The sequence below is a fragment of the Streptomyces sp. NPDC050264 genome (assembly GCF_040655895.1).
Taxonomy (GTDB): Bacteria; Actinomycetota; Actinomycetes; order Streptomycetales; family Streptomycetaceae; genus Streptomyces.
Window position 1 is genome coordinate 611,732 of sequence record NZ_JBFAKV010000001.1, and the last position, 17,969, is coordinate 629,700.

The following is a 17,969-nucleotide window of genomic DNA, read 5'->3' on the forward strand; positions in this document are numbered from 1 at the left end:
CGGCCGGCGCTCTACTTGGCCAGGTTCGTCGGCGGTATCGGCGAGGCGGCCAGCGACTGCGGCGAGGTGGCCGAGGCGTACGCGGACGGCGCCGACACACCGGCCGCCGGGTCCACGGCCGCCTCGCCGTCCACCTGCACCGGGGCGCCGCCGACGATCCGGATACCCGCCTCGTCGAAGGCGCCCTTGATGCGCCAGCGCAGTTCGCGTTCGATGGTCAGGGCCTTGCCGGGCATGGTCTTGGCGGTGACCCGGACCACCATCGAGTCGAGCAGGACGCTGTCGAGGCCGAGCACCTCGATGGGGCCCCACAGCATCTCGTTCCACGGCTCGGCCTTGCTCATGGCCTCGCCGACCTCGGCCAGCACGGCCCGCGCCCTGTCCAGGTCCTCGTCGGCGCGGACGGAGACGTCGACGCCTGCGGTGGCCCAGCCCTGCGAGAGGTTGCCGATGCGCTTGACCTCGCCGTTGCGCACGTACCAGATCTCGCCGCCGTCGCCGCGCAGCTTGGTGACGCGCAGCCCCACCTCGATGACCTCGCCGGAGGCGACGCCCGCGTCGATGGTGTCCCCTACGCCGTACTGATCCTCCAGAATCATGAAAACGCCGGAGAGGAAATCGGTGACGAGGTTGCGGGCGCCGAAACCGATCGCGACACCGGCGACCCCGGCGGAGGCGAGCAGCGGCGCCAGATTGATCTCGAAGGTGCCGAGGATCATCAGCGCGGCCGTGCCCATGATCACGAACGAGGCGACCGAGCGCAGCACGGAACCGATGGCGTGCGAGCGCTGACGGCGCCGCTCCACGTTCACCAGCAGGCTGCCGAGCGCAGTGCCGTTGACCGCCTGCGCCGTGCGGTTCATGCGCTCGATCAGCTTGGTGATGGCCCTGCGTATCGCGACGCGCAACACGCAGGCGATGACGACGATCAGCAGCACCCGCAGGCCGATGCCCAGCCAGGCGGACCAGTTCTGCTCCACCCAGCTGGCGGCCTGTCCGGCCTGTTCCTGGGCGTCCTTGAGGGTGGGTTGCGGGGAGTCGGACGAGGAGTCGCTCGCCCCCGCGGCCGACAGGACGGACGAGATCACGGCAGGTACCTCCAGGCGTGGCCATCTGCTCGCCTCGGGTGGCTCGGGGACATCAGCGGGCAGACCCACCACACTAACGGGGCATTGTGTGTGGATCGTTGTCATGTTGGAGGGAGAGACGGTGCTCACTGGGGGATGAAGGACGTGTGGTCGAAAACACTCCAAGGCCGTTACGTGGACATGGTGGCGCCACGACCAGCCATGAGGGGAGACTGGCTACGAGATCGTCCCGGCGCGAGCCACGCGCCGCCGGCGTACAAGGAGGCATCCGTGCCGCATGTCCTGGTCCTCAACGCGTCGTACGAGCCACTCGGCGTCGTACCGCTCCGCCGCGCGCTCGTACTCGTCCTCGAGAACAAGGCCACGTGCCTCGAGGAGTCCGGCGCCTTCATGCACAGCGCGACACGCACCGTCCCCGCTCCCAGCGTGGTCCGGCTCAAGCGGTTCGTCAGGGTCCCCTACCGGGGGCCCGTTCCTCTGACCCGGCGTGCACTGTTCGCCCGCGACGGCGGCCGGTGCATGTACTGCGGTGGCGTCGCAACCAGCGTCGACCACGTGATCCCGCGCAGCCGCGGGGGTCTGCACGCCTGGGACAACGTGGTGGCGTCGTGCCGCCGCTGCAATCACACCAAGGCCGACCGCCACCTGGTGGAGATCGGCTGGCGCCTGCGCCACAAACCGGCTCCGCCGTCGGGTCTGGCCTGGCGCATCATCGGGACCGGACATCGCGATCCGCGCTGGCTGCCCTATTTGCAGCCGTTCGGCGCGGACGAGGCACTGGCCCGGATCGAAGGCGTCTCCGCCTGACACTCGATCCGGGTCTCCGCGTCTGTCGGGGGCGGCCGCACGCCGGTGGGCGCGCGGCCGCCCCCATGTCCGGCCTCATATCCAGGCGACCTGGATCAGCACGATGCGTTCGCCCCGGACGTCGGTCAGATCCCACCGACCTCGACGAGTCCTACCGCGAGACCCACCGCGGCCCCATCGACATGCTCGTCCTCGTCGGTGAGGTCACGTCCAGCGACCACGAGACGGACACCGGCCCGGAACCGCGGACGCATGCCGCCGCCGGCGCGCCCGTCCACGTCCGCGTCGACCGGCACGCCAAGAAGGCGTCTGCCACGAGGACCCCGTGGACGGCCACTGCACGACCCGCACCGAGGTCGACCTGGGCCGGCCTCTGCCGCTGCCGTCGCCCTGCCCGTCGCTGGACACCGCTCCGTTCGGCATGGAGCAGGTGCCGCCGACGGCGTCAGATCAGGTCGTTGTCCGGCTGCTGCACGCCGCCCTTCTTCTCGCGCAGTGTCGCCCGTACGCGCTCCAGGACCTGGGGGAAGTCCAGGGGATCGCCCGAGTCGACGGTGGCTTCGGCGGAGGAGGAGACCCGCAGAGTGATCGCCGTGCGGTCGCCGCTGGAGACGATGATCTGCATCTGGCGGGCCGTGTCGAGGTGCATGAAGTGCGCCCGCTGCGAGGGGCGGGGGTTGAGGGTGACGCCGCGGAATGTGTTGAGCGGGATGGACGAGGTGCGGACCGCCACCACGTCCTGGTAGTGGTACTCGTTCGTCTGCTCGGTCAACTGGCCGGTGTAGAGGTCGAGTTGGCAGGTGTAGATGGCCAGCTGGTAGTGGGTCGGGCAGATCACCATGAACTCGTAGCGGGAGAAGCGCTTGCGGTTGTCGGCGCCGATGGCGATGTTGCAGGGGAACGACGGGCCGTAGACGACCATCTGGTTGCCGCCGGGGGTCACGGGGGCCGCCGCGGCTCCCGCGATGTCCGTGAAGTCCGCTCCGGCCGGGCCTGTGGCACCTCTCGGCCGGACCAGGTCCGCTTCGGTGAGGCCGAGTTGGGGCAGGGCGCGGTTCATGATGGAGAGCGTGTCGGTCAGGATGAGCTGGTCGATGTCGGCGTCGGAGGGGCGCGGCATCGTCAGCGCGTACGCCCGGTCGTAGACCTTCTTCGCCGAGAGGCCGTTGCCGCCGACGATGCACCCCACCACCAGCATGATGAACCCCAGCGCCTTCGTGCCGCCGCCGGCCAGGACGAGCACCAGCACGCCGAGGACGGCGAGGCTTCCGCCGACCGCCATCTTCGTCTGCGCGGACTTCAGCAGGCTCGGATGCGGCGGGTCGACGAAGTAGCGGGCGATCCAGTAGGCCGGCGGGCGCGAGGACTGGGGGTGCGCGCCGGGCTGGTGCGGCACGGGTCCCGTCGACGGGGGCTGCGGGAAGGACGTCATGGCTCGGTTCTCCTCGTACGGCTGTCAGGAGCGCGGCGGGGCGGCACCGAGCGCGCGGCGCAGCTCGGCCCAGGTCGGGCTCTCGGGGACGGGGACGTGCTCGACGATCTCGCGGGCGCGGCCGGGAGCGGTGCGCACCACGGCCGCGACGAGCCGGAGGGTGTCGGCGGAGGGCGGGAGGGGACTGGTGCGGCTGCGCGAGAGCATGCCGTCGTTGATGACGACCGCGAGGACCTTGGCGTGGTGGCAGCCGGGGTCGTCGGCGGCGAGCCGGACCAGGCGGGCGGTGAGGCGGTGGATCTGGCCGGCCTCGTAGCGGTCGGGGTGGCGTCCGCGCAGGGCCGCGACGACGAGCCGGAAGCGGGCGAGCGAGTCGGCCGGTTCGGCGGCGAGGTGCTCCTTGAGGCGGGCGATGGCCGTGCCGTAGTCGCGGGCGCGCAGGGCCCCTTCGGCGGCGGCCTGGTGGTCGGTCGCGGCGGGGGACGCGTTGATGATCACGTCAGCGTTCTGGATCAGCCCGGCGCGCTGGTCACCGATGCGGAACTCCGTCATGGCGCCGTCAGCCGAGGGGCAGGGCGGTGACGATGGCCTGCAGGGACCCGACGAGGCCCGCGGCCGAGGCGACAGGGGCCAGCAGGTCCGCGGCGGTCGCCAGCGCGGCGCGCACGCGGCCGGGCCGGGCCTGCGGCCGCGAGGCCTCCTCGATGGCCGCGACGAGCTGCGCCGCGGCCTGCTCGGCACGCTCGCCATCCACGACCGACGGCTCCCGCAGACGCACGAGGAGCGCGGTGAGCTGGTCGGTGAGGTCACCCGGCAGGCCCGCGTGGTTGTGGATCACATCGGCCTGCTGGATCGTGCCGCTCTGCTGCTTGATGTGGAAGGTGGCCATGCGAACCCCCGAGGCGTCGACTGCTTCACCTGCTTCACCGCTGACTCTATTCCCCCAACTCCCTTGACCGAGAAGCTTGTTATCAACCGAATAGCATTCTGGTACGGGATCAGAACACATCGGGCCGGCGCTCCGGGGCGCGGCTCACGGGGCGGGCCGGGCCGGGTACCGGCGGCCGGGGGGCCGAGGAATCGCAGGTAACGAGTTGGTTGCCTGGGGGCCGCCCCCTATTGACGCCCCCTTCACGCCCGACTTACGTTCCTCGCACCCCAATAGGAAACTTTCCTAACAGTACGGCGAGAGGCAAAGCGACGATGGCGGCAACCCCGGGTACCCCCAGCGTGCTGCGCGTCATGAACGACCGGGCCGCCCTCGATCTCCTCGTCGCGCACGGCCCGCTGACCCGTACTCGGATCGGCGAGCTCACCGGCCTCTCCAAGCCGACCACCTCGCAGATCCTCGGGCGGCTCGAAGCCGCCGGGCTCGTGCGGACCACCGGGAGCCAGACCGGCCGCCCGGGGCCGAACGCCGTGCTCTACGAGATCCGCCCCGGCGCCGCGCACGTCGCCGCGCTGTCCGCCGACCCGAACGGCATCACCGCCGTCGTCGCCGACATCACCGGCGCCGAGCGCGGCCGGTGCCGCATCGAGGCCCACGCCGTCGCCGAGGACGTCCGCCACCGCACGGCCCAGCTCGTCACCGAGGCCGTCGACGGGGCGCTCGGCCGGGCCGGGCTCGGGCACGACGACCTGACCGCCACCGTCATCGGCACCCCGGGCGCCATCGACCCGGGCACCGGCCAGCTGCGATACGCCCCGCACCTGCCGGGCTGGCACTCGCGCACCCTGCGCGCCGAGCTGGCCGAGGTGCTCGGCACGCCCGTCTCCATCGAGAACGACGTCAACCTCGCCGCCATCGCCGAGCAGTACGAGGGCGCCGCCCAGGACCACGACGACTTCGTGCTCGCCTACGTCGACGAGGGTGTGGGCGCGGCCATCGTGCTCGGCGGTGTGCTGCTCCGGGGGGCCACCGGCGGCGCCGGTGAGATCGGATACATGCCGCTGCCCGGCGCCCCGCTGGCCCGCGGCGGCGACGCCGTCGCAGCCCGCACCGACGCCGGTGGCGGATTCCAGAGCCTGGTCGCCGCCCCCGCCGTGCGCCAACTCGCCGGCGGAGTCGCAGACTTGAGCAAGGCGCTCGCCCAGGACGACGTTCTCGACGAAGTCGCCCGACGCCTCGCCACCGGGCTCGCCGCCGTCGTCGCCGTCGTCGACCCCGAACTCGTCGTCCTGTCCGGGCAGGTCGCCCAGGCCGGCGGTGCCCCCCTGCGCGAGCGGGTCGAGGCCGAACTCACCGGACTCGCCCTACCCCGGCCCCAGTTGCGCATCAGCGAACTCGACGGCGACCCCATCCTGACCGGCGCCCTGCGCACCGCCCTCACCCAGGCCCGCTCCTCCGTCTTCGATACCAGCGGCGCCTGACCCGCCCGCGCCCCTTCGAGAACCGCCCCCAACCCCCGTACCAGTAAAGGACGTTCGCCATGCCGCGATGGCGTATACCCCTGCGCGCCCCCGTGGTGCTCGCAGCGGCCGGACTGTTGCTCGCCGGCTGCGCCAACCCGAGTACCGGCAGCGCCGCCGACGATCCGACGAAGCCCGTCACCATCAAGTTCTGGCACGGCTGGTCGGCGCCCGGCGAGGTCAAGGCGATCAACGACTCGATCGCCCGCTTCGAGAAGCTCCACCCGAACATCCACGTGCAGGCCACCGGCAACGTCTCCGACGCCACCGTGAACCAGGCCCTGCGCGCCGGCGGCGACGAGGCCCCCGACGTCGTCTCGTCCTTCACCACGAACAACGTCGGCCAGTACTGCGACTCCGGCATGTGGGCCGACCTCGACCCGTTCATGAAGAAGACCGGGCTGGACAAGACCGAGGTCTTCCCCGAGTCGCTGCTCAACTACACGAGCTACCAGGGCAATCAGTGCGCCCTGCCGCTGCTCGCGGACGTGTTCGGCATGTACTACAACAAGGACGCGTTCAAGGAAGCGGGCATCACGCACCCGCCGAAGACCATGTCCGAGTTCGTCGCCGACTCCAAGAAGCTCACCGTCAAGGACGGGTCCTCGTACAAGCGCGTGGGCTTCATGCCGAACTTCCGGCTCTACCAGAACAGCCCCGACCGGCTGTTCGCCCAGTGGGGCCCGACGTACTTCGACAAGGACGGGAAGTCACGGCTCGCGAAGGACCCCGCCACCTACGAGTTCCTCGGCACCGCGAAGAAGCTGATGGACGCGCAGGGCGGATACGACGCCCTGGAGCGGTTCCGGACCTCGTTCGGCGACGAGATGTCCAACCAGAACGCCTTCCTCAGCGGCAAGCTGGCGATGCACCTCGACGGCGAGTGGCGCGGGCTGATGCTGAACGACTCCAAGGCCAGGTTCACATGGGGTGTCGCGCCCATGCCCGTCCCGGACGACCAGGCCGACACGTACGGCCGCGGCTATCTGACCGGCACCGTCGCCGGCATCGCGCACAGCAGCAAGCACCAGAACGCCGCCTGGGAACTGGTGAGGTTCCTGACCGCCGACACCGACCAGGTCGTGCAGTTCGCCAACGCCATTCACAACGTGCCCTCCACGAAGGCGGCCCTCAAGTCGCCGAAGCTGGACGCCGATCCGGCGTTCCGCACGTTCCTCGGCATCGCGAAGAACAAGTACAGCCAGGTGATGCCCCCGTCGACCAACGGCGGCATGTACATCGTGCAGTTGCAGGACTTCTCGTACACGGAGGAAGCGGGGAAGGTCCCGAATCTGAAGAAGGGGCTGCAACGCCTCGACAAGCTCATCGACGCCGACACGCTGCAGTCGCAGAACTGAGGACCCGCGCATGGCACTCACACTCTCCCGGCCCGCCCGGCGCAGACTGCGCACGCTGGGCTTCCTCTCCCCCTGGCTGATCGGGTTCAGCGTCTTCTTCGCGTACCCGCTGCTCGCCACCGTCTACTTCTCGTTCATGCACTACAACCAGATCAAGGCGCCCACGTTCGTGGGGCTGAGGAACTGGAAGTACGTGTTCCAGGACATGCCGCTGTTCGGCCCGGCCCTGTGGAACACGCTGTGGCTGGTCGTGATCATGGTGGCGCTGCGCGTCGTCTTCGGTCTCTCCCTCGGGATGCTCGTCACGAAGATCAAGACGGGTGTCGGGTTCTTCAGGACCGCCTTCTACCTGCCGTACCTGGCGCCGCCGGTCGCCGCGACGGTCGCCTTCGTCTTCCTGCTCAACCCGGGGACCGGCCCCGTCAACGAGGTCCTCGCCAAGATCGGCATCGACGGCCCCAACTGGTTCAACGACGCGGCCTGGGCCAAGCCCTCCCTCGTCATGCTGTCCCTGTGGGGCATCGGCGACCTCATGGTCATCTTCATGGCCGCACTGCTCGACGTACCGAAGGAGCAGTACGAGGCCGCGGAGCTCGACGGGGCGGGAGCATGGGGCAGGTTCCGGTACGTGACCTGGCCGTCGATCACCCCGATCGTGATGTTCGCCGTGGTCACCGGCGTCGTACAGACCATGCAGTACTACACGCAGGCCCTGGTCGCCGGAAAGATCGCCTCCGGCGTCTCCATCGGCCCTGGCTCCGTGATCCAGCCCGGCTACCCGGACCACTCGACCCTCACGGTCCCCCAGCTCGTCTACTCGATGGGCTTCCAGAACTTCAACACCGGCGCGGCGTGCGTGCTCTCGCTCGTCCTTTTCGTCATCGCGATGGCCGTGACCATGCTGCTCATGCGCAAGCGCTCGGGCCTGCTCTCGGCGGAGGACTGATCCCCATGACCACCACGACCCCGCGCCCGGCGCCCACGACGGCCGCCGAGACCCCGCACCCGAGAGGGCCCGAGAGCGCCCGCGCCCGCCGCAAGCGGATCCTGAACTGGATCGCCGTGCACAGCATCGCGATCGCCGTCGCCCTGCTGTTCGTCCTGCCCTTCGTCTTCGTCTTCCTGACGTCCGTGATGAGTGACGACCAGGCGATGAGCGGCGACCTGTGGCCCAGCTCCTGGCACTGGGAGAACTACCAGGCCGTCTTCGAGACCGACGGCTTCCTGGACTGGTGGCGGAACTCGATCGTCTACGCGGCCGTGGGCACGCTGCTGACGGTCTGCTCGGCGGTCCCCGTGGCCTACGCGCTCGCCAAGTTCCGCTTCCGCGGCCGCCGCACCGCGATGCTCCTCGTCATCTCGACGATGATGCTGCCGCCGCAGGTCATCGTGATCCCGATGTACCTGGTGTGGGCCCAGCAGTTCCATCTCGCGGGGACGCTGTGGCCGCTGATCATCCCGATGGCGTTCGGCGACGCGTACTCGATCTTCCTGCTCCGCCAGTTCCTGCTGACGATCCCCAAGGAGTACATCGAGTCGGCGAAGGTCGACGGCTGCGGCGAGCTGCGCACCCTGCTGAAGATCGTGGTGCCGATGGCCAAGCCGGGCATCGCCGCGATCGCCCTCTTCCAGTTCTTCTACTGCTGGAACGACTACTTCGGGCCGCAGATCTACGCGGCCCAGAACCCGGCTTCCTGGACGCTGAGTTACGGCCTCGAATCCTTCAAGTCCGCACACAGCGTCAACTGGAACCTGACGATGGCCGCGACGCTCCTCGTGATGGCGCCGGTCTGCATCGTCTTCTTCTTCGCACAGAAGGCCTTCGTCGAAGGCGTCACCCTCACCGGGGTCAAGGGCTAAGGACGGTTATTCGCTAATGAAGCTCGCAGTGGTCGGCGGAGGATCGACCTACACACCCGAACTCATCGACGGCTTCGCCCGGTTGCGGGACACCCTGCCGGTCGAGGAGCTGGTCCTCGTCGACCCGGCCGCCGACCGTCTGGAGCTGGTGGGCGGCCTCGCCCGCCGGATCTTCGCCAAGCAGGGCCACCCCGGCACCATCCGCACCACGTCCGACGTGGACGCGGGCGTCGCCGACGCCGACGCGGTGCTGCTGCAGCTCCGCGTCGGCGGGCAGGCCGCCCGCAACCAGGACGAGACCTGGCCGCTGGAGTGCGGCTGCGTCGGCCAGGAGACGACCGGCGCCGGCGGTCTCGCCAAGGCGCTGCGCACGGTCCCCGTCGTGCTCGACATCGCCGAGCGCGTACGCCGCACCAACCCGAACGCCTGGATCATCGACTTCACCAACCCGGTGGGCATCGTGACGCGGGCCCTGCTCCAGGCCGGCCACAAGGCCGTCGGCCTGTGCAACGTGGCCATCGGATTCCAGCGCAAGTTCGCCAAGCTGCTCGACGTGACCCCCTCGCAGGTCCACCTCGACCACGTCGGCCTCAACCACCTCACGTGGGAGCTTGGCGTCCGCCTCGGCGGCCCGGACGGCGAGAACCTGCTGCCCCGGCTGCTCGCCGAGCACGGCGACGCGATCGCCGAGGACCTGCACATGCCCCGCGCGATCGTCGACCGCCTCGGGGTGGTGCCCTCCTACTACCTCCGCTACTACTACCAGCACGACGCCGTCGTACGGGAGCTGCGCACCAAGCCGTCCCGGGCCGCCCAGGTCGCCGAGATGGAGCGGGAGTTGCTGAAGATGTACGGCGACCCGACGCTCGACGAGAAGCCCGAGTTGCTCGCCAAGCGCGGCGGCGCCTTCTACAGCGAGGCGGCCGTGGACCTGGCCGCTTCGCTTCTTGGCGGCGGAGGCTCGCCGCACCAGGTCGTCAACACGTACAACAACGGCACCCTGCCCTTCCTCCCCGACGACGCGGTCATCGAGGTGCAGGCCGCGGTCGACGGCAAGGGCGCCCGCCCGCTGCCCGTCCCGCAGCTGAACCCGCTGTACGCGGGTCTCATCGCCAACGTGACCGCGTACGAGGACCTCGCCCTGGAGGCCGCCCTGCACGGCGGCCGCGACCGCGTCATCAAGGCACTGCTCGCGCACCCGCTGGTGGGCCAGATCGAGTACGCCGAGCAGCTCACGGACCAGCTGATCGCGCACAACCGGGAGCACTTGGCGTGGGCCTGAGCACCAGCGTGCTCGCGATCGACGCGGGCAACAGCAAGACCGACGTCGCGGTGGTCGCGGGCGATGGCAGTGTCATCGGCGCGGCCCGCGGCGGCGGGTTCCAGCCGCCCAAGGTGGGTGTGGAGCGGGCCGTGGACGTCCTGGCGGACGCGGTCGGCCAGGCGTTCGCCCAGGCGGGCGTCGACGCGGTCGGGCACGTGTCGGCGTGCCTGGCCAACGCCGATCTCCCGGTGGAGGAGAAGGAGTTGGCGCACGCGCTGCGCGCCCGCGGCTGGTCGAACTCGTCGAGCGTGGACGTACGCAACGACACGTTCGCGGTGCTGCGGGCGGGCCTGCTGGAGGACGCGGAGCCGCGCGGTGTCGCCGTGGTGTGCGGTGCCGGCGTCAACTGCGCCGGCATGCTCCCCGACGGCCGCACCGCCCGGTTCCCCGCGATCGGCAAGATATCCGGCGACTGGGGCGGCGGAGGAGGCCTGGCCGACGAGGCGCTCTGGTACGCGGCGCGGGCGGAGGACGGCCGCGGCGAGCGCACGGCCCTGATGCGCACGCTCCCCGGCCACTTCGGGCTCTCCTCCATGTACGCGCTGATCGAGGCGCTGCATCTGGGGCACCTATCCGCGGCACGGCGTCACGAATGCTCCCCGGTTCTCTTCGCCACGGCGGCGGACGGGGACCCGGTGGCTCGCGCCCTGGTCGACCGGATGGCCGACGAAGTGGTGGCCATGTCGACGGTCGCGCTGCGCCGCCTCGATCTTCTGGACGAGGAGGTTCCGGTGCTGCTCGGGGGCAGCGTGCTCGCCGCCCGTCATCCTCAACTGGATTCGCGTATCGCGGAGTCGCTGGCGGGCCAGGCCCCCAAGGCGACGCCTCGCGTGGTGTCGGAGCGGCCTGTACTCGGCGCGGCCCTGCTCGGTCTGGACGCGGTCGGGGCTCCGCCCGAGGTCCACGCGCGCGTGCGCGACTTTTACGCGGGGTGAGCGCTTCGCCGTAGCCCCGGCCGCGTGTGGTCGAGTGCACCCTTCTTCGTGGCTGGTCTCTCAGCCGACCATGCAGCACGTCCCGCCCAGGGAACCGAACACTCCCCCCACACGTGTTCAAGGGGAGGGCTCGCAAACAAGATCGAGTCAATGGCTGTGCGGATGTCCGTCGCGGCAGCGATACTTGCGGCCGACGTACGACTCCATGGGGGAGGGTCGAGTGACATACCCGCCGAACGGGAGCGCGGCGCCGCCGGGGCATCCCGCCGCGCCGACGAGGCCGAACGTGCCGCCGCAGCAGACGCGGGGCGCGGTACAAGGCGTGCCCCCGTCCGCCCCGCCACCCGCACCCGCCCGCCGCACCGCGTGGGCGGAGGGCGTGGACCGGCTGCGGTCGGCCGCCACCACGGAACCGGGACGGCTGCGCATCATCGGTGCGCTGCTGGCCCTGCTCGTCGTCGCGTTCGGCGCGACGACGGCCTGGCAGATGACAGACCGCTCGGCCGCCGCCGACGACGTGCTGCACTCCAGCCAGCCGCTGAGCGCCGACGCCGCCGACATCTACCGCTCGCTGGCCGACGCCAACACCGCGGCGTCCAGCGGCTTCCTGGCCGGCGGGCAGGAGCCCGCCGCGATGCGCGACCGGTACGAGAAGGACATCCGTACCGCCGCCGCCAAGCTCGTGACCGCCGCGGCCAGCACCGACCCGGGCACGTCCTCGGCGAAGACGATCGCGAAGCTCAACACGCTGCTGCCGCAGTACAAGGGCCTCATCGAGCGGGCCCGGGCCAACAACCGGCAGGGCTTCCCGCTGGGCGGCGCCTACCTGCGGTACGCGAACGAGAAGATGCAGACCGAGATGCTCCCCGAGGCGGAGAATCTCTACACGAACGAGAACGAGCGGCTGCGCGACGACTACGACGCGGCGACCCCGTACCCGTGGATCGCGATCGCCATCGGCGTGCTCGCCGTCGCCGCTCTCGTCTGGGCCCAGCGCCGCAACTACCGGCGTACGAACCGGGTGTTCAACCACGGAATGCTCGCCGCCACCGCCGCCTCCGTGGTCGTCCTGCTCTGGCTCGTCGTGGGGCACACGGTCGCGCGCAGCGGGCTCAACGCCTCGTACGACGGCGGCGTACGGTCACTTAACGTGCTGCACGACGCGAGCATCGCGTCCCTGAAGGCGCGGGGCAACGAGAACCTGACGCTGGTCAGCCGCGGCGCCGAGACGACGACCGTCAAGGGCCAGACCAAGGACAAGTACGACGTCGACTTCCAGAAGCAGATGAACGTGCTGGCGGCGAAGTTGACGGCGGCGGACGAACTGGCGGCGGACGACCGCGCGGGCCGCACTCCCGTGGACGGCGCCGACGCCAGCATGAAGGAATGGCTCAAGCGCCACACGGACGCCCGCGAGCAGGACGACGCGGGCAACTACCAGGGCGCTCTCGACAAGATCATCGGTTCGAAGCAGGACAAGCCGACGGGTGAGTGCTTCGATCTGGTGGACCAGAATCTCGACAAGGCGCTCGCGCACGAGCAGCGTCAGTTCAGCACCGACGCGGGTGACGGGCTCGACGCGATGACCGGACTGCCGGTCGGTGCCGCGCTGTTGGCGGTGCTGGCCGCCGCCGGCGCGGTGCTCGGCATCGGGCGCCGGCTTTCGGAGTACCGGTGAGAGGGGGTGCGGCGATGGATGAGCGAGGTACCGGCAAGGTGAGTCTGCGCGGCTGGGGCGGCGTGGCGGCGATGGCGGTCGCCTGCGCCCTGACGGTGGTGTTCGCGCTGCTGCTCCCCCTGACGCAGCGCGGCGGCACCGGCGGCGGTGACGGGAGCACGGGGTTCGGTCCGGGCGGAGTGGCGGCCGGGGTGCAGGCCAGGGCGGCCTCCTGCGACCCGGAGGTGAAGGGCAAGGAGCCGGAGCGCAGCGTGAGCCGGTCCGGCAGCACCGACGGCGGCGCCGTGCAGGACATCAAGGACCGCGGCTATGTGTCGGTCGGCGTCGACCAGAACAGCTACCGGTGGGGTTACCGCGACCCCAACAGCACGGACGAGTCCAGTGAGCTGGAGGGCTTCGACATCGATCTCGCCCATGAGATCGCGAAGGAGATCCTCGGCAGCCCGGACAAGATCCGCTTCAAGGCGATCCCCACCAACCAGCGCATCCCCGCGATCCAGCGCGGCGACGTCGACATGGTGGTGCGCACGATGACCATCAGCTGCGACCGCCTCAAGGACGTCGACTTCTCCACCGCGTACTTCCAGACGGGCCAGCAGGTGCTCGCCCCGAAGACGTCGGACATCGAGGGCTTCGACAAGACGCTCGGCGGCAAGCGGGTCTGCTCCGCGGCCGGTTCGACGGCCGAGGGCGCTCTGGAGCAGGGCAAGAAGGACGGCCGCATCCCGGCCGACACGGACATCTCCACGACCGTGCCGAACCAGCTGGACTGCCTGGTCCGCCTGCAGCTCGGCGAGGTCGACGCGGTGGTCACCGACGGCGCGCTCGCGGCGAGCCAGGCCGCGCAGGACCCGACGGTGGAGCTGAAGGGCGAGCCGTTCACCAAGGAGTACTACGGCGTCGCCATGAAGAAAGGTTCGGACGACCTGGTTCGCCGGGTCAACCAGGTCCTGGAGGACTACCGCAAGCCCGGCGGCGGCTGGCAGAAGTCGTACGACGACTGGCTGAAGGCCGCGCTCGGCACATCGGAGGGGCCACCGGCACCCAAGTACAAGTAGCGCGGACGACAGGCCGGTTGAGGGACTTCGATGGATGCGAGAGGTGATCGATGGGCGTCGCGGGACCCCCTGGTCCGGTGATGGACCGGGACGAGGTGGACCGTGCCCTGGCCCGGCTCGGCGCCGAGCACGAGGCGATCGAGACGTCGCTGCTCGCGCTCCAGGACCACGCCGGGCGCCGCCTGCTGGAAGGCGCCGAGCTGACCGGGGCGACCCGGGACCGCTGGGCGGCCGCCGAGCAGGCGATCACGCTGTTGTGGTCGTACTTCGACGCGTACGCGGCCGCGCTGCGCACCGCGCGCGAGGTCCGCTCCCGGCGCAAGTGGCCGAACCGGGACGACCTCGCGCAGCTGACGGACGTGCTGCGCGGCGAGGCCGTCACGGTCGCGGGGAACGCAGCGCCGTCGCCGTCGCCGTCGATCAACGGCCCGGCCAAGCTCTCCGAGCACTTCACGCTGGCCGCGCTCGTGGAGCGGATGAACGACCTGTACGCGTCGTCCCTCGACATGGTCGTGGCCGCCGACGCGGTGTGGTCGGCGCTGCCCGCCCGCATCGACCTGCTCTCCGCCGAACTGGGCCGCACCCGAAGGCTCGCGCACTCCGTGGGCGTACGTCCCGGGGAGCATCCGGCCGGTGACGACCTGGAGCGGATCACGAGCTCGCTGACCCGGCTGCGCGAGCAGGTGGTGTCGGACCCGCTCACGTACTGGCAGAAGGCGCAGGGGAGTTCGGCTCCCGGCGGCGGGCGCCCCGACACGACCGCGTACGACCGGCAGGCGCGCGCCCTCGATGAGGTGCGGCGCGAGATCGAGGCCGTGCTGACCGTGCGGCAGGACGCGGAGGCGCGGCTCGCCCGGCTGCGGGACGTGCTCTCGCGCGCGGACCGTACGCTCGCCGAGGCGAGATCGGCGCGCGGCGAGGTCCTGGCGAAGATCGCCGCGTCGGAGGTGCCCGCGGTGTCCGGGCCGCCGATCGCCCTGCAGGAGCAGTTGGCGGCGGCCGCCGACTACCGCAGGCACGGTCAGTGGCACCGGCTCTCGCCCCTTTTGGAATCGCTGGAGGCGAAGGCCGAGGACGAACTGCTGCGCGCCCGCGAGTCGTTGACGGCGGTGACGGCTCCGCTGGCCGTCCGCGCGGAGCTGCGCGGGCGGCTCGACGCGTACAAGGCGAAGGTCTCGCGGCTGGGCTTCGCGGAGGACCCGTTCCTGGTGGAGCGGTACGACGCGGCGCGCCGCATGCTGTGGAGCGCGCCCTGTGATCTGCGGGTGGCGGGAGAGGCGGTGCTGCGCTATCAGCGGGCTGCCGCCGAGGTGTTGTCGACGGGCGGGCCCGAGCGGGCCGCGCCCACCGACCGGAGGGGGGAGTCGTAGGCATGGCCGGAGAGCGGAGATGCACACGGCCCGGTTGTACGGGGTCGTACGAGGACATCGCGGGCGAGCTGTACTGCGATCTGTGCGGGATGAAGCCGGACGGCGCGGCGGCGGGCGCCCCGGTACAGGGAGGGGCCGCGTCGCGGGTCTGCCAGCGACCCGGTTGCGGTGGCTCGTACGAGGATGTCGGCGGCGGCGAGCTGTACTGCGACACCTGTGGGCTCGCCCCGGTGGTGTCGCCGACCGGCCTGGTGTCGTCGCCGCCGACCGGGATCGCGGGCGGCGGTTCACGCGGTTCGCAGAGTTCGGCGTCGACTTCGCGGGCCTCGTCGCGGGCCTCGGCCCGGTCCTCGCAGTCGCGCCGGTCGGTGTCGGGGCGGCTGTCCCGTTCGCTGTCGGGGAGCCCGGCGTCCCGGTCGGTGTCGGTGCGCAGTTCCGGTTCGGCGGCGAGCAGTTCGGGGCGGGCCCGGCTCGGCGCGGGTCTGGTGCGCGTCCCGGACGTGCCGCGGCCCGACCCGCGCGTGATGGTGCAGAGCAACCCCGAGGTCCCCGAGCGGAAGCGTTTCTGCTCGCGTTCGGACTGCGGTGCCCCGGTGGGGCGTGCGCGCGGCGACCGGCCGGGCCGCACGGAAGGGTTCTGCACGAAGTGCGGCCACCCGTACTCGTTCGTGCCGAAGCTGGGCGCGGGCGACGTCGTGCACGGCCAGTACGAGGTCGTGGGCTGCCTCGCGCACGGCGGCCTCGGCTGGGTCTATCTCGCCATCGACCGTGCCGTGTCCGACCGCTGGGTGGTCCTGAAGGGCCTGCTCGACACCGGTGACCAGGACGCGATGGCGGCGGCCATATCGGAGCGGCGCTTCCTCGCGGAGATCGAGCACTCCAACATCGTCCGCATCTACAACTTCGTCGAGCACCTCGACCAGCGCACCGGCTCCATGGACGGCTACATCGTCATGGAGTACGTCGGCGGCAAGTCGCTCAAGGAGATCGCCAACGAGCGGCGCACCCCCGACGGCAGGCGCGACCCGCTGCCGGTGGAGCAGGCGTGCGCGTTCGGCATCGAGGCGCTCGAGGCCCTCGGCCACCTGCACAGCCGCAACCTGCTGTACTGCGACTTCAAGGTCGACAACGCGATCCAGACCGAGGACCAGCTCAAGCTCATCGACATGGGCGCGGTCCGCCGGATGGACGACGACGAGTCCGCCATCTACGGCACGGTGGGCTACCAGGCGCCCGAGGTCGCCGAGGTCGGCCCGTCCGTCGCGTCCGACCTGTACACGGTCGCCCGCACCCTCGCCGTGCTGACCTTCGACTTCCAGGGCTACACGAATGTGTTCGTGGACTCCCTGCCCGACCCCGACAACATCGACGTCTTCCGCCGGTACGAGTCGTTCTACCGGCTCCTCGTCCGCGCCACCGACCCGGACCCGGCCCGCCGGTTCGCCTCCGCGCAGGAGATGACCGAGCAGCTGACGGGCGTGCTGCGCGAGGTCGTGGCGCTGCAGACGAACCGGCCGCGTCCCGCTCTGTCGACGCTCTTCGGTCCCGAAGTGAAGGTCACCGACACGGAGTTGTTCGGGCGCTTCGTGGGCGAGGTGTCGCACCTCGGGTCCCGCGTGGTCCCCGTGCGCGTACGGCAGAAGGCGGGCACCCCCGCCGCCCCGCCGGTGCCCGCCCTGCCGCCGTCGCCGTCCGCGCTCGTCAAGCGGCTCCAGGCCCCCACCACGGCGCTGGCGCTGCCGGTGCCGCGGGTGGACCCGGCAGACCCGAACGCCGGGTTCCTCGCGGGCCTGATGGCGTCCGCGCCCGCCGAGCTGATCTCGGCGCTGCACGCGGCCCCCACCGGCTCCCTGGAGCTGCGCCTGCGCGAACTGCGGGCCCGCCTGGAGATGGGCGAACTGGACTCCGCGGTACGGGGCCTCGCGGCGCTGGAGGCCGACCATCCGGACGACTGGCGGGTGGTCTGGTACCGGGGGGTCGCGGCGCTCGCGACGGGCGACCACGAGAACGCGGCGCTGTCGTTCGACGCGATCTACGACGCGTTCCCCGGCGAGCCCGCGCCGAAGCTCGCCCTCGGCGTGTGCGCGGAGGTCCTGGGTCAGTTGGACAACGCGGCGGAGTACTACCGCCTGGTGTGGTCCACCGACCCGAGCTATGTGAGCGCCGCCTTCGGACTGGCGCGGGTGCAGCTCGCGGCCGGCGACCGGGGCGGCGCGGTGCGCACCCTGGAGTCGGTGCCGGAGTCCTCGATCCACTACACGGCGGCCCGGGTCGCCTCGGTACGGGCACGGCTGCGGGGACGTATGACCGAGGGTGTCAACGGCGACCCTCTGCTGAACGACCTGACCGCCGCGGCCGGACAGGTCGAGGCGCTCGACTCGTTCGGCCTCGACGCGGTCCGCCGCGAGCAGTTGTCCACCGAGGTCCTCGGCACGGCGCTGGACTGGGTACTCTCCGGTAGGCAGGGTTCCGGTCAGCCGCAGGGCCCCGGGCGCACGGTGGTTCTCGGCAACGATCTGGACGAGCGCGGCCTGCGCCTCGGCCTGGAGCGCTCGTACCGGACACTGGCCAGGCTCGCTCAGCGCGGCGAGGAGAGGATCGAACTGGTGGAGCGGGCAAACCGCTACCGCCCCCGGACGTGGGTGTGAGT

General features: G+C 70.9%; 16 protein-coding genes. 11 read left to right on the top strand and 5 right to left on the bottom strand.

The features are described from left to right. Positions 1 to 11: 11 nt before the first annotated feature. Positions 12 to 1,088, bottom strand: a complete 1,077-nt coding sequence (locus AB0J02_RS02745; RefSeq protein ID WP_363191692.1) for a mechanosensitive ion channel family protein — start codon at positions 1,086 to 1,088, stop codon at positions 12 to 14. A 270-nt stretch (positions 1,089 to 1,358) separates the two neighbouring features. On the opposite strand from AB0J02_RS02745, the gene AB0J02_RS02750 reads away from it, so the two are divergent. Then, positions 1,359 to 1,895, top strand: coding sequence for an HNH endonuclease (locus AB0J02_RS02750; RefSeq protein ID WP_324769927.1), 537 nt, complete (start codon positions 1,359 to 1,361; stop codon positions 1,893 to 1,895). Between the two features lie 125 nt (positions 1,896 to 2,020). Here AB0J02_RS02750 and AB0J02_RS02755 read toward each other — a convergent pair whose 3' ends face one another. From AB0J02_RS02755 to AB0J02_RS02770, 4 genes are all read right to left on the bottom strand, one after another. Further along, on the bottom strand, positions 2,021 to 2,191 hold the full coding sequence (locus AB0J02_RS02755; protein WP_363191693.1) for a hypothetical protein: 171 nt from the start codon (positions 2,189 to 2,191) through the stop codon (positions 2,021 to 2,023). 149 nt (positions 2,192 to 2,340) lie between these two features. Continuing rightward, a complete protein-coding gene (locus tag AB0J02_RS02760) occupies positions 2,341 to 3,327 on the bottom strand; it encodes a hypothetical protein (protein WP_363191694.1) in 987 nt (328 codons plus the stop codon). Positions 3,328 to 3,351: 24 nt separating this feature from the next. Then, complete coding sequence (locus tag AB0J02_RS02765; RefSeq protein WP_363191695.1) at positions 3,352 to 3,879, bottom strand: hypothetical protein; 528 nt, start codon at positions 3,877 to 3,879, stop codon at positions 3,352 to 3,354. A gap of 7 nt (positions 3,880 to 3,886) precedes the next feature. Continuing rightward, positions 3,887 to 4,216, bottom strand: coding sequence for a hypothetical protein (locus tag AB0J02_RS02770; RefSeq protein WP_363191696.1), 330 nt, complete (start codon positions 4,214 to 4,216; stop codon positions 3,887 to 3,889). Between the two features lie 314 nt (positions 4,217 to 4,530). On the opposite strand from AB0J02_RS02770, the gene AB0J02_RS02775 reads away from it, so the two are divergent. The 10 genes from AB0J02_RS02775 to AB0J02_RS02820 all read left to right on the top strand — a co-directional run bounded on the left by AB0J02_RS02775 (position 4,531) and on the right by AB0J02_RS02820 (position 17,967). Continuing rightward, positions 4,531 to 5,697 carry an ROK family transcriptional regulator gene (locus AB0J02_RS02775; RefSeq protein WP_363191697.1) on the top strand — a complete coding sequence of 389 codons (1,167 nt, stop codon included), beginning with the start codon at positions 4,531 to 4,533 and terminating at the stop codon, positions 5,695 to 5,697. A gap of 59 nt (positions 5,698 to 5,756) precedes the next feature. Then, a complete protein-coding gene (locus AB0J02_RS02780) occupies positions 5,757 to 7,094 on the top strand; it encodes an ABC transporter substrate-binding protein (RefSeq protein ID WP_363191698.1) in 1,338 nt (445 codons plus the stop codon). A 10-nt stretch (positions 7,095 to 7,104) separates the two neighbouring features. Beyond that, positions 7,105 to 8,040, top strand: coding sequence for a sugar ABC transporter permease (locus AB0J02_RS02785; RefSeq protein WP_363191699.1), 936 nt, complete (start codon positions 7,105 to 7,107; stop codon positions 8,038 to 8,040). A 5-nt stretch (positions 8,041 to 8,045) separates the two neighbouring features. Continuing rightward, on the top strand, positions 8,046 to 8,954 hold the full coding sequence (locus AB0J02_RS02790) for a carbohydrate ABC transporter permease (protein ID WP_363191700.1): 909 nt from the start codon (positions 8,046 to 8,048) through the stop codon (positions 8,952 to 8,954). Between the two features lie 16 nt (positions 8,955 to 8,970). Beyond that, entirely contained in the window at positions 8,971 to 10,236 is a 1,266-nt protein-coding gene (locus AB0J02_RS02795; RefSeq protein WP_363191701.1) for a 6-phospho-beta-glucosidase, read from the top strand. Further along, on the top strand, positions 10,227 to 11,213 hold the full coding sequence (locus AB0J02_RS02800; RefSeq protein WP_363191702.1) for a BadF/BadG/BcrA/BcrD ATPase family protein: 987 nt from the start codon (positions 10,227 to 10,229) through the stop codon (positions 11,211 to 11,213). The genes AB0J02_RS02795 and AB0J02_RS02800 overlap by 10 nt, the downstream gene beginning before the upstream one ends. A 220-nt stretch (positions 11,214 to 11,433) precedes the next feature. Beyond that, positions 11,434 to 12,891: a hypothetical protein gene (locus tag AB0J02_RS02805; RefSeq protein WP_363191703.1), complete on the top strand. Its 1,458-nt coding sequence runs from the start codon at positions 11,434 to 11,436 to the stop codon at positions 12,889 to 12,891. A 14-nt stretch (positions 12,892 to 12,905) separates the two neighbouring features. Next, complete coding sequence (locus tag AB0J02_RS02810; RefSeq protein WP_363191704.1) at positions 12,906 to 13,949, top strand: glutamate ABC transporter substrate-binding protein; 1,044 nt, start codon at positions 12,906 to 12,908, stop codon at positions 13,947 to 13,949. Between the two features lie 50 nt (positions 13,950 to 13,999). Further along, complete coding sequence (locus tag AB0J02_RS02815; protein WP_363191705.1) at positions 14,000 to 15,319, top strand: hypothetical protein; 1,320 nt, start codon at positions 14,000 to 14,002, stop codon at positions 15,317 to 15,319. An 89-nt stretch (positions 15,320 to 15,408) separates the two neighbouring features. Continuing rightward, positions 15,409 to 17,967 (top strand): tetratricopeptide repeat protein, encoded by a 2,559-nt coding sequence (locus tag AB0J02_RS02820; protein ID WP_363191772.1) that lies wholly within the window; start codon positions 15,409 to 15,411, stop codon positions 17,965 to 17,967. Positions 17,968 to 17,969 lie beyond the last annotated feature (2 nt).